Annotated in this window: 12 protein-coding genes; 9 read left to right on the top strand and 3 right to left on the bottom strand. The window is 53.7% G+C overall.

Going from position 1 to position 12643, the window contains the following annotated elements:
• Positions 1-13: 13 nt before the first annotated feature.
• Positions 14-856 (bottom strand): purine-nucleoside phosphorylase, encoded by an 843-nt coding sequence (locus tag K3T83_RS27990; protein ID WP_220206210.1) that lies wholly within the window; start codon positions 854-856, stop codon positions 14-16.
• A 284-nt stretch (positions 857-1140) separates the two neighbouring features.
• On the opposite strand from K3T83_RS27990, the gene K3T83_RS27985 reads away from it, so the two are divergent.
• Positions 1141-1947, top strand: coding sequence for a hypothetical protein (locus K3T83_RS27985; RefSeq protein ID WP_220206209.1), 807 nt, complete (start codon positions 1141-1143; stop codon positions 1945-1947).
• Between the two features lie 74 nt (positions 1948-2021).
• Here K3T83_RS27985 and K3T83_RS27980 read toward each other — a convergent pair whose 3' ends face one another.
• A complete protein-coding gene (locus K3T83_RS27980; protein WP_220206208.1) occupies positions 2022-3026 on the bottom strand; it encodes a hypothetical protein in 1005 nt (334 codons plus the stop codon).
• Positions 3027-3294: 268 nt separating this feature from the next.
• Here K3T83_RS27980 and ispE point away from each other — a divergent pair, with 268 nt between their 5' ends.
• The 6 genes from ispE (at position 3295) to K3T83_RS27950 (ending at position 9068) form a co-directional block, all read left to right on the top strand.
• On the top strand, positions 3295-4224 hold the full coding sequence (ispE, locus tag K3T83_RS27975; protein WP_220206207.1) for a 4-(cytidine 5'-diphospho)-2-C-methyl-D-erythritol kinase: 930 nt from the start codon (positions 3295-3297) through the stop codon (positions 4222-4224).
• Positions 4225-4248: 24 nt separating this feature from the next.
• Positions 4249-4404, top strand: a complete 156-nt coding sequence (locus tag K3T83_RS27970; protein WP_220206206.1) for a DUF5679 domain-containing protein — start codon at positions 4249-4251, stop codon at positions 4402-4404.
• A gap of 232 nt (positions 4405-4636) precedes the next feature.
• Entirely contained in the window at positions 4637-5458 is an 822-nt protein-coding gene (locus tag K3T83_RS27965; protein ID WP_220206205.1) for a zinc ribbon domain-containing protein, read from the top strand.
• 44 nt (positions 5459-5502) lie between these two features.
• Complete coding sequence (gene waaF / locus K3T83_RS27960) at positions 5503-6639, top strand: lipopolysaccharide heptosyltransferase II (RefSeq protein ID WP_236065138.1); 1137 nt, start codon at positions 5503-5505, stop codon at positions 6637-6639.
• A complete protein-coding gene (locus K3T83_RS27955; protein ID WP_220206203.1) occupies positions 6636-7838 on the top strand; it encodes a glycosyltransferase family 9 protein in 1203 nt (400 codons plus the stop codon). Before waaF (K3T83_RS27960) ends, K3T83_RS27955 begins: the two co-directional genes overlap by 4 nt.
• A 210-nt stretch (positions 7839-8048) precedes the next feature.
• Positions 8049-9068: an LLM class flavin-dependent oxidoreductase gene (locus tag K3T83_RS27950; RefSeq protein WP_220206202.1), complete on the top strand. Its 1020-nt coding sequence runs from the start codon at positions 8049-8051 to the stop codon at positions 9066-9068.
• A 6-nt stretch (positions 9069-9074) separates the two neighbouring features.
• Here the strand turns inward: K3T83_RS27950 and K3T83_RS27945 are convergent, their stop codons facing one another.
• The gene (locus tag K3T83_RS27945) at positions 9075-9938 is read right to left on the bottom strand and encodes a helix-turn-helix transcriptional regulator (protein WP_220206201.1); all 864 of its coding nucleotides are present in this window, start codon (positions 9936-9938) and stop codon (positions 9075-9077) included.
• 148 nt (positions 9939-10086) lie between these two features.
• On the opposite strand from K3T83_RS27945, the gene K3T83_RS27940 reads away from it, so the two are divergent.
• Both K3T83_RS27940 and waaF (K3T83_RS27935) read left to right on the top strand, forming a co-directional pair.
• Positions 10087-10818: an IMP cyclohydrolase gene (locus tag K3T83_RS27940; protein ID WP_220206200.1), complete on the top strand. Its 732-nt coding sequence runs from the start codon at positions 10087-10089 to the stop codon at positions 10816-10818.
• A gap of 509 nt (positions 10819-11327) precedes the next feature.
• The gene (gene waaF / locus K3T83_RS27935) at positions 11328-12641 is read left to right on the top strand and encodes a lipopolysaccharide heptosyltransferase II (RefSeq protein WP_220206199.1); all 1314 of its coding nucleotides are present in this window, start codon (positions 11328-11330) and stop codon (positions 12639-12641) included.
• Positions 12642-12643: the final 2 nt, after the last annotated feature.

Genomic DNA, 12643 nt, shown 5'->3' with positions numbered 1-12643 from the left:
TTTTGAGCGTCTCTTATGCCCCTTGCATTTTGCGCACAATCCCACGAACCAGAGCGGCGAACTTCGGGCGAACCGAGTTCGCCGTTTCTAATACCTCGGCATGACTGGCCTCTCCTGTTTCCTCGCCAGTTGCCTTGTTCGTAATCAAACTGATCCCCAACACCCGCATCTGCATGTGGCGCGCTACAATGACCTCCGGCACCGTTGACATCCCGACCGCATCGGTTCCTATCGTGCGCAGAAAGCGCAGTTCAGCGGGCGTCTCAAAGCTTGGGCCAGCCACCATTGTATAAATACCTTCGTGCAGCGTGATCGTCGAGCGCTCAGCTGCCACCTCGTAGGCCAGAGCGTTCAGTTGTGCATCATAGGCATGGGCAATCGCCGGGAACCGTTCGCCAAAACGCTCCTCATTGGGTCCGATCAGCGGATTTGCCCCGGCCAGACCAGGCAGATTGATATGATCGCGAATCAACATAAAATCGCCCGGCTGATAGGCAGGATTGACCCCACCAGCTGCATTGGTGACGATCAGCGTCTCGGCTCCCAGCATACGCATCACACGGACGGGTAGCGTTAACACCGCCATCGAATGTCCCTCGTAGAAATGAAAGCGACCCTGCATCACCAGCACCGGCACATCCTCCAGCATCCCTAGCAGCAGACGCCCGGCGTGTCCCGATACCGTTGATTGAGCGAAATGAGGAATTTCGGCATATGGAACGGCAACCGCGTTCTCCAGCTCTGCCGCCAGATCTCCTAACCCCGACCCTAATATGATCGCCACAGCAGGTTTGAGCGTCGTCCGCACCTGGATCGCCGCGACAGCCTCCTGCACCTGATTATAGGGAAAAAGCATAGTATAGAGTGCCTCCTTTTATAGCGAACGTTCATGCCCGTTATAGACATCATCTTTCTTACACGTCTCGATTATCAAACAGAAAGATGGTCGCGTCAAGCTACGACTTCATTCAGCTTGCCTATCAAAAGTCTGCTTCACAGTCTATACAGGTGTCTGCTAGCCATCTGCAAACGTGCTATAATGGACTCAACATCTGTACCCTGAGCATCATATAACGCTACATTCTACAGCACGGAACAGGTGAAACTGCTCCATGCTACGATAAGGAGATTTGTTCACATATGGCTAAACTGCAAGATCTGTTTTCGCAGGCACGCCGAACACAAAGCAGCGGAGGAATGGGCTTTCTGGGGAAAAGCAAGCCCGAATCCAAACCCCACGCTGCCTCGCTGGTCGTTGAGTTTCCTACCGTTGCGGCGGGCAGCGCTGAGGCGGCGATCAAGGCAGGAGCCGATGGCCTGCTTTTCGCCTGGAATGGGAAAGAAACCGCTCAGCTTGAAACTATCAAACAGGAGATTGCATCTGCCCGTGCTCTGAACGAAGATCTGGTAACGGGACTGCGCCTGACCGGTGGTTGGGAGAAACTGACCCACGACAGCCTGCTTCAGATCAAAGAACAGGGCATTCAATATATCATTTTGCCGCTCAACGCCCCCGCACACCTGCTGGCGATTGAGACCAAAGAAGTTGAGAAAGTTGTCACGGTCCCCTTGCAGGCCGCAACGCAGGACAACCTCTCGCGCTTCTTCGTGCCGCTGGCGATTCGCAGCCTGGCAGCTCTGAGCGGCATTGGTGCGGTGCTGGTAGACTTTGGCTTCAAGGCCAGCCCTGGCACGCTCACCATTGAGGATGCAGCCTACTATCGTGGCTTGCGCGAAGTGGCCCAGTATCCGGCATTCGTCCCGATTCAGGCTGAGTTCAACGAACAAGACGCTCATGCCCTGAAAATTCTAGGTGTGCAGGCAGTCATCCTGACTGCAAGCGAGAGTGGCGACACCACAACGCAGCAGCTCAAACAGGTCCGTGAGTTGCTGGAAAAACTCTTCCAGGAAGAGAAAGATAGCAACGTTCCGGGCATTCGTCGCTAAAATCTATTCAGTAAACAACTCGGGCTGTATCAGTGATTTTCATTGTTCAATCTCACTGATACAGCCCGAGTTGTTTACTGGACTCCTTCCTGAGTCGAAGTCGAGTTCGCAGCCGCCGACGTCTGAGGGAAGGAAAAGCGAGCGGAAGAAGATTGCCAGTAGAGTTGGCGGCGAGGAATGCGGCGCAACAGCGTGCGTGTCGTCTGCCAGACCCGTTCGGGATCGAAATTATTGCGCCAATAATAATAACAGGCCACTTCATCCGGCTCGGCACTGAGCAGTTTTGTGCAGGACTGCTCCAACAACTGCTCTCCCTCCTCGTCCTGATGAAAGTTTTGTAGCCAGAGCTGGCTCCGTTTATCGTGTTGCCGCGCCGCTTCGACCACTGCGCGCCCCCACGTTTCCATCATCGAGATATCTTCGTTCAGCAATTGCCAGAACAAATGACAGCCCAACGTATCCAGTTGAGGGATCGTAACCAGTTCATCAAGCAAATTGAGATCTTGCGGCAACAACACAATGGCGGTCTTTGCATTGCTATTCGTGCGCTTGACGGTCGAGAAGAGCGCGCCGAGGAAATCGATAAAAGAGCGGCGCTGGAAGTGTTGCAAATCGGTAATATCCGGGCAGAGGGCACGGCACACAGAGCAAAAACAGGTTACATCGGGGCAACGAGGCTCATCGAGCAGAAGACCATTTACAGGATAAGAAGAAAGTAAATATTCTATTTCGTGAAAGAGCCAGGAACGAAAAGATTCATGATTGTGGCAAGAAACATTATGAAAACGGCCGTGACGATCTTTGACGCATGTCTCAGGATGACGAAACGTATACCAGCTTGGCATATGGGAGGGACCGGCAAAGAGATTGCCATAGCGCCCCAGGCTCAATATGACCTTTAATCCGGCCTCCTGAGCCAGTTTCAGGCCACGTTCGAGGTCACGCGGCCAGCGCTGATCCTCCTGCTCATGAACAGCATACACGATACTGGTAGCACCGGTAGCACGTATTTGTTCAAAATCTCGTTTTACAGTATCAGCATGAAATAGGGGATGAAAATAGGCAACCGTGATATCCATAGATCCTACCAGAAATCAGGGAGTAAAAAACGATAATAGATGTACTTGAAAGTAGCAACATTGGTGTATGCACACGCCACAGTATAGCATAGCTTCATTATACCCTTCTACAAAAGGGAGTTTCAGGCTATTCAGATAGGGATAGGCGCATAAACAGGAGTATAACAGGGGGCAATGCAGGTAAAACAAGCTGCAAAATCCAAGACTTTTGGTATATATGCGTGACCCTGTGCTTGACAAGTTATCCATCTCAAGGCACAATGCACGCATGAGTCACGCACACACTACCATACAGCCTGGCTATGCAACAGGTAGCACGCACTTTGTTCGGTCGTATGCTAAAATCAACCTTTCCCTTGATATTCTGGGGAAGCGCGCCGACGGTTATCATGAGCTGGTCACGGTCATGCAGACCATTGATCTGTATGATACCATCTGCCTCACGGCGATAGAAGAAGATACGGTACGCGTTATTTGCTCACGACCCGAACTCAACGGTGATGATAACCTGGCTGCACGGGCAGCTCAAGCGGTGCGCCAACGGCTCTCTCTCTCACAGGGAGTCATGATTGAACTACAGAAGCATGTCCCTGTGGCTGCTGGACTGGGAGGGGGCAGTAGCAACGCTGCTGCTGTCCTGCTTGCATTGCAGCAATGGTGGCAACTCTCATTATCCTCTTCGGACCTGCTCAACATTGCAGCTTCGCTGGGATCAGATGTGCCATTTTTCCTGACGGGAGGACTGGCGCTCTGTGAGGGGCGTGGCGAACGCATCACACCGCTTGCTCCACACTGGCCGGCAGCAATGCGCTGGCTGCTTTTGCTCAAGCCTGCTATCGGAGTCTCTACGGCGGCAGTCTTTCGCAGCTTGCCACCCGACGATTACACCGATGGATCACACAGCCGGGCAATTTGTTCCGCGTTTATCAATCAGGGCGAGCTACACCTGGAGGATCTTCACAACGGCCTGCAACGCGGCGTGCTGGAACGTTATCCTGAAGTCGCGCAGGCGCGCGAAGATATGCTACAGGCAGGCGCTTCTCATGTACGGCTTTCCGGCAGTGGTCCAACACTCTTTGCGGCGTTTTCCCGCTTAGATCAGGCAGCACCTGTGCAACAACAACTGCACCGTCAGGGGTACGAAGTACATCTGACACGCGTGGTCGGTTCTGGCGGCGAAAACATCACTTTTTTCTAACAAGGATGTAGGAGGTAAAAAAACATGGCAGACCTGTACTATTGCGTCAAATGCAAAACCAAAACTGAGATGAAAAACGGACAGAAAGTGACCATGAAAAACGGCAAACCTGCGCTCAAGGGCCAATGCGCCGTCTGTGGTACGACCGTCAATGCGATTCTCAGTGCGGAAAAGAAGTAGTTTTTCGTTCAATGCGTAGATATCCAGTTGTGAGGCCAGGATATCTACGCACCTGGTGGGATGAGATCCACGCCAGTTGCTCATCTTACAGCGGCTACTGCCCTCGACTTCATACCTCTACTTTGTTATAATTGAAAACGGCTCTCATCTTGCTGTGTATAACAATCACGCGTCGTAGCCATAGTCGAACTCGCTAATGATTATCTCTTCATAAAAGGGGGCATTGTTACTCATGAGCAACATCTGGGAATCTATGCAGCGCGGCCTGGAAAAAGCATCCCACGAAGCGGCCCGCATTGGCAGAATCCAGCGACTCCGTTCCACCGTTGATAACCTGTCACGCCAGCTGACAACGCAGAACAATCTGCTGGTTACGCGCACAATGGAGGTTTTTGCGGCAGGACAGTTGACTCAGAGCGAACTCCTCCCCGTCTGTCAGGATCTCGCAATCCTGCGACAACAACTCGATCAGGCGCAACACGAACTCAAGCTGCTACTGAACCAGGGATCGGTTCATCCACAATCATCAACTGGACAGACACCAACCGGGCCAAACCCAATCACGGGCGGCGAGATTGCACCAACGGTGCCAATACCATTGATGCCATCTGCACTGACCGCTCCACCGCCTCCAGGCTATTCGACGGTGGAAAACACCATACCTGCTCCAGTACCACCACCGCCCCCAGGAGTTCAACCCCCGACGGTCAGTGCTCTCGATACGCTATTACTCAACACAAATAATCCTCCCCCACCACCAGGAGTGCCAACAACGACCCGTTGTCCTCAATGTCAGGCCGAACTGATACCTGGCAACACTTACTGTCCTAACTGCGGCTCTTATATCGAGAGCAGTGCAGTACAACATTTACCAACCGTGCGTTCAGGCTTCTATCCAACTGGACAAGAAACGACACGCTCAGAGTCCACTGAAGCTGAGCAGCCAACGGTCTACACACCCGAAACACCACCGCCACCGCCTCATGTCGCCGATCTGGAAACGGTGCGCGGCGAGGAGCCAGAGGGCCAGCAAGCCAAAGATGGAGGACACTAACTCTGCGCCAGCAAATTATTACCGCCCTGTGCATCCTGTTGCGAGTGCCATTTGGCCTGCTCGATGCGCTCCAGCAACCATTGCAGGCGACAAGAAGGGCACGCCAGCATCCGCGCTCAATCGTGGTCATCAAGCCCTGCTGTCTGGGCGATTTGATTATGACCACGCCGCTCTTAGAGGTCATTCGCCAGAACTATCCAGAAGCCCGCATCACCTATATCGCAGGAAGCTGGTCGAAGGTGATTGTTGAGCATCAGCCCATCGTCGATCAGGTGATCGATTGTGGCAGCGTTGGAATTGCTGGTCGCTATCGTTTGAGCGAATACTTTGTGCTGGCACGCCAGTTGCGCCGTCATCATTTCGATCTGGCCTTCGTACTGGACCGCTCCCCTATGCTCACCCTGCTTCCCTGGTTTGCAGGTGTGCCACGACGCGTCGGACCAGATAGTCAGGGTCGCGGCTTCTCGCTGACCGATCGTGTGCCGGTCTCTACTACTCCCACACAGTTACAACATCAGGCCGAGATCTATCTCGATCTGGCCCGCGCGCTTGGGCTGACCATCGATCACCCACGCATGCATTTTGAGCCAACATCCGCTGAACGGGAGGTGATACGTCGCTCATCTCATCCACAGATAGCGGTCTTTCCAGGTGGAGGCAGTAATCCTGGTATGGAGCTAACAGCCAAACGCTGGCCGCTGGAACGCTACCGCCAACTCGTTTACAGGCTTGTGCATGAACTGGATGCCGATGTATTGCTCATTGGCGGGCCAGATGATACTGCGCTCACGCATGCGCTGATAGATGGATTGGATGTTCCGACTGGTAAGGTCGTTGATCTGGCTGGAACGTTGAGCTTTGGGCAGCTGGCGGCACAACTCGAAGCCTGCTCGCTCTTCATTGGCAACGATAGCAGCCCGATGCATCTGGCTGCTGCCGTGAATATTCCGGTCATTGCTATCTTTGGTCCCACCAGCCCGCAGGAGTACGGACCATATCCACCCGACGACCCCAAACATATTGCCATCTGGCACCATCCTACGGGCCAACCCTGCTTCTTCCTGGGCAAGATGCGCGAGTGCCACAACTGCACCTGTATGCAGGCCGTGAGCGTTGACGAGGTGTGGAGCACGGCCCAACGCCTTATTGCCAGCCCACACAACAGTGAGGCGAGATCATGAAAAACGTGCTGCGTGCGTCGATCTTACAACTTATACGCATCGGCGGCGCTCCATATGCCAATCGACAGGCGCGACAAAAGTTGTCGGATCAACCGCGCATCTTGCTGGTTCGCCCAGACCATTTGGGAGATCTCGTGATGACAACGCCCGTGCTTCAGGCATTACGAGAGGCGTTGCCCCAGGCTCATATCACTATGATGGTCGGTCCCTGGTCGCGTGAGGTGGTTGCTCGTCATCCAGCTATAGATCAGTTGCTCACCTGTCCTTTTCCGGGTTTCCGTCGCGCTGCGCAAAAGCCGCTTGCTCCATATACGCTGCTGCTGCAAACGGCGCGGCAACTGCAACGCGGCAACTATGATCTCGCTATCAACCTGCGCCCCGACTTCTGGTGGGGTGCGGCGCTGCTCTACCTGGCTGGCATCCCGCGCCGCATCGGATATGACATCGCGCCGGGAACACCATTTCTCACCCATGCACTGCCCTTTCCCCAGCCTGAGCATGCTACCGTCTCCAATCTCCGTCTCATCAGCGCTGGCTTGCAAGCGCTCGATCAGGCGCCACTAGAAGAACCCTACACTCCTGAACGCTATCCGCAGCAGTTCGCCGTCACAGCCGAAGAGCAAAGTTGGGTTGAAGAGCGTTTGCGGAGTGCTGGAATTGCGACAGAAACGCCAATTGTAGTTATTCACCCAGGCACGGGAGCAGCCGTCAAGCTCTGGCGCACAGAAGCCTGGACGCATTGCGCGAACTGGCTCACCGCCACATCATCGCCTACCCCGTTACAGATTGTGCTGAGTGGTAGCCCTTCCGAACGTCCCATGCTGGAGGAGATCGCTCGCAACATCGAGCCTGCACCCCTGTTCATTACTGATATGAGCGTGGGCCAACTTGCCGCTCTTTTGCAGCGGGCAAAGCTGGTATTGGGGGTCGACAACGGACCGTTGCACCTTGCAACGGCTCAAAACACGCCAACAGTCAATATCTTTGGTCCCACCGACAGGCGCATCTTCGGTCCCTGGGGCACTGCACCTCGCCATATCGTGATTGCCTCGCAACAGCGTTGCCCCGGCTGCCCACTTATCCCCTGTGGTCGTCTCGACTTTGCCCCAGAAGAACTGGCAGACCATCCCTGTGTGCGCAGTGTTCCTGAACAGCGTGTCGAAGAGGCCATCACCCAATTGCTAGAGTTGGCCCACTAGCCGATACTTTCTGAGCTTCAACAACGCCTGCGCTTGACCACGTTCCGCTGCTGGCTAAACTGTTACTGCCACACCCATGATAAGCTGGCTCCTATTTGAACTGACGAGACTGCTTCATAATAGCTCCTGACAGATGATTGTCTATGCACTTCACCATCCAGCATGTGAAAGTGCATATTCGATACAGAAGAAAGAAGGAGAAAAGCTATTATGTCGCAAAAAGAAGTGCCACAGCTATTGACGGCAGCAGCAGTTGCCCAACGTTCTATTCGTGATAGAGTTGGCGTCTGGGTTGAGGCGAAAAATGCTTATGACATCGTTACGAGGATACGTAAGGCTGAAGAGGCTGGCGTACGGCAGATATGGGGCCAGAACGCTGGCTTTACCGATGTTATAACGGCTTTTGCAGCCGCCGTCACGCAGACCAAGCACATCAGGCTGGGAAGTGCAATCGTTCCCAGCTACTCGCAGCATCCACTCAAACTGGCCCAACAAGCACTTGCACTACACGATCTGGCCCCTGGACGCCTGCGCCTGGGAGTTGGTACGGGCAACCCGATATTAATTCAGGAATTGTATGGCATACCGCAGCCCTCACCTCTGGCACATCTCAAGGAATATGTCGAGATTATGCGCGGTTTCTTATGGGAGAATGCCACAGGATATCAGGGGAAGTTTTTCCATCTGCGGAACGATAATATTGTGGCCCCGATCATAGCCCAAACACTACGTACTGCTCAAATCCCACTGCTGATCTCCGCAGTCGGACCGAAAGCATTTCGGCTGGCAGGCGAGGTCTCCGATGGCGCAATTTCCTATGTCAGCCCTATCCCCTATCTTCTTGATCAGGCACTGCCAGCACTGCAAGCCGGAGCCAAGGCAGCTCAAAGACCAGCCCCACCCCTCATTGCCCATATAACGATTGCGCTGAGTACAGATGAGCGGGCAGTGCTGGCAACGAAGCGCAAGAGGATACAAATGGCAATTCCAGTTGGTCCTTATGCTCGTATGTTCGCCCTGGCAGGGTTTGCCGAAGCACTGAACGGCGATGAGCAAGCACTGGATGCACTGGCACAATCACTGGTGATTAGCGGTGACGAGGCCACTCTACGCAGCAAGATCAAGGAGTTGCTAGACAGCGGCCTCGACGAACTGATGCTGCAACTCCTTCCAATTACTGATGAGGAGAGCGAGCGCAAACGACTCTTCCAACTGGTCGGCTCCCTTTAGCTCCTATTATGACCTGGACAGAACGGCCCGACTTCCAACATCCATTAACGTTCGCAATTTGGCCTCGGTGTCCTCCAAGGGCATATGCACGACCATCTGTAAGTCGGGCCGTTCTGGTAAAACCAGTGTGGTGGGTCGCAACGTGAGGCGGCCCACCAGCGGATGATTGATCCCGCCAGCATCCTTGCCGTCACACGTCAGGATAATATCATGCAACGGCCACCACGCGCGAAACTCCGGGCTGGTTCGCTTCAAATCAGCAACCAGCTCCTGCAACCAGACATCATCGCTATAACGGTCACTGGCAGCATGCAACAAAGCTACGCTCTGCCGCGCCGATTGCTCCCAATGCACCAGCAGCTTCTTCCAAACAGGATTCATAAAGACGGACCAGGTGGCGTTGCGCTCCCGTTCGGAACGACTGGTATAATCGCCAAAAACCCGATTGGCGCTCTCGTTCCACGCCACTATGGTTGCACGTCGATCATATATCTGTGCAGGATAGAAGCCCAACCCATCCAAAATCGCCTGATAGACGGTATCCTGTGGCGGCGTTTCATTAGTTGGTACGAAATGCGGCTCAGAGCTTCGAGCCAGGGCAAACAAATGGCAACGTTCCGCCCCATTCAGTTGCAATACACTGGCAAGGCGCTCCAACACCTGATCGGAGACCTGAATATCTCGCCCTTGTTCCAGCCAGGTATACCAGGAAACACCCAGCCCGGCCAGTTGAGCCACCTCTTCTCGCCTCAATCCAGGGGTGCGTCGCTTATTGAAGGTCTGCAACTCGAACTGCTCCGGGCGCAGACGAGCACGCCGACTCTTCAAAAAATCGGCCAGTTCGACGCGACGCTTCAGCGAATTTCTCATAGCTTTGCACTCCTGTATAGATTTATTTACAACAATTGTATTTCAGAATTTGCGCAAAAGGCAAATATTTGCTATCTTTCCAGAGGTAGCCTCGATCAGAATCCTCTGTCGGGCAACAGATATTTCGCAGAAAACATGGATATAATGAATGAACGCAGATACTATTGCAGCTCACAACTTTGAGCATCACCTGCAACACAATCCCTATCCCGGACGCGGATTGGTGATTGGTCGCTCCTCCGTAGACGAGACCTGGCTGATTATCTACTGGATCATGGGCCGTAGCGCCAACAGCCGCAATCGTCAGTTCATCGCAGAAGGAAGTACACTGAGAACTGAGCCGGTTGATGCCGCCCTGGTGGATGATCCCAGCCTGATCATCTATGAGGCGATGCTGGCATTACCTTTCCTTTATCTGGTCAGCAACGGAGATCAGACACGTACTATCTATGAGGCGCTGAAAACAGGTGGCAGCTTTGATGGGGCGCTCGCCAGACGAGAGCGCGAGCCAGATGCACCGCATTACACACCACGCATCAGTGGAATGCTTGATCTCCGCCGATCACCAGGGGCCGTTACGCTCAACATTTTGAAGGCCAACCCGCTCGATCCCACCAATACAGATCGCTTTACCTATCGTCCAGCCACGCCGATTCCGGGCTTCGGGTTTGGTCTTACCACCTATCAGGGAGAGGGCAATCCCCTACCCAGCTTTAGCGGCGACCCCTTGCTTCTGCCATGCACAGGCAGCGCGGAGGCCGTGCTGGATACCTACTGGAACGCACTCAACGAGGACAACCGCATTTCGTTAGCAGTGAAACAGATCTCCGCACAGGACGGAACCAGCAAGATATTGCTGCGCAATCGTTTCACTGCTTAACAGCAATTTGCTCATCTCTGCAAAACACAGCGGGCATCTAGCATTGTCCGCTGTTTGAGCGGTTTCATCCCCTAACGCTACTTCAAGCGCGCTGTAAGGCTCCACTCACGCTGTCAGCGGTCATTCTCAAAATCTCAAGACGTTCCAGATGCATCGTGCGCATACGATCAGTGATAGCAGAATAGCGCTGAAGCACTCCATTCAAAAAAAGCACTCAACTCGAAACCATCACCACAGGAGCCAGGATAAGACTGATCGTGCGAATAATTGTCTCAACTGTCATAGGTATCCCCCAGGCAACTACTGCGTATGATCTTTTAGAGAACAAAAGATATCTCCATTACCTGTATCGTACTCAGCTTTATGGCTAATACGCAAGAGGTTAGGATGGAGAAATTACCTGGCTGCATATGTCTGCGCAACAAAGGAGAGGATAAAGGGAGGAAAAGATTGCAACTTCCCCTTTCTCTCTCTATAATGCAGCAAGAAAGCTCCGAGTAGGGAAAGATATGACACAATCAGCACAATGGAATAATCGAGACGAATATGGCTATCCGACGCGTCCCGCCTCGCGTCGCAAACTGCGCAATTTCGCTGTCCAGACCAGCAAACGCATCTTGCTTGCGACCATCTATGGAGCCATGAGCATTGCTGGAGCAGGGCTGCAAGTTGCACGTGCCAGCAAAGATATTCAGCCGCTCAATACGCACCATTTTCACCCAAAACGCATCCTGGTTATTCGGATGGATCTGATCGGCGATCTCACCCTCTCGCTTGTGGTGGTGAGAACGCTTAAATGGACCTATCCAGAGGCAGAGATTGATCTGCTCGCCATCCCATCAAGCGCATCGATTGCGACCGCCGATCCTGATCTGGCCGAAATCATCAGCTACAACCCTAATATTTGGCGGCGGCCACAGGCGTTGTTTCAAGGGAAAAACTGGCGAGAGGCGTTGGCTCTCCGCAGGCGTTTACACGCGCGACAATACAATCTCGCCATCAGCGTCTTTGGACCCTGGGCGGCAATTCTGGCGGTTCTCAGCGGCGCGCCACGTCGTCTTGGCTTCGGCAAAGAGAGCTATCCCGGCTTTATGACCGATAATGTGCCGGGCAAGCATTGGGACACGCACGACCACAAACATGAGGTCGATTATTGTCTGGAACTGGCTCGGGCTGCTGGAGCAACCATCGAACCTGATGATCGCGTGCCGCAGCTCTTTGTCGATCCCCAGGCCAGCCAGCAAGTCGAGCAACTGCTGCAACAGAAGGGATGGGACGCCAACAAGCCGCTGATCGCCTGCCATGTCAGTTCCAACAATGGACAGTCGAAACGCTGGCCTATCCCTTACTGGGCAAAGCTGATAGATCGTTTGATACGCGAGTATGGGGCAAACGTGGTGTTAACAGGTGCGCAGGTCGATCTTCCCTTGATTGAGCGCATCACACAACATATGCAAGAGCATCCTATTGTACTGGCGGGAAAAACGAGCCTGCCGCAGCTTGCCGCGCTCTTGCAGCAGGCTGACCTCCTGATCAGCGGAGATAGCGGCCCCATGCATATTGGAGCTGCCGTTGGCACGCCTCTCATCGCTATTCACGGCCCTACCGATCCAGCGCTCAGCGGCCCTGTCAGCCCGAAAGCCACGATTTTGCGGAGTGATATCTGGTGCAGTCCGTGTTACAATGCAAAAGGGCCGGCTGACTGCCGTTTCTTCACCACGCAATGTATGAAGGATATTACGCCGGATCGGGTCTTTAGCGTTGTGCAGGAAAAATTGCAAGACAACGGCACACATGCCAGCGTGCAAACAAAGGATACATAAAC

Source organism: Reticulibacter mediterranei (genome assembly GCF_016587455.1).
This window is presented reverse-complemented; position numbering and strand designations above follow the sequence as displayed.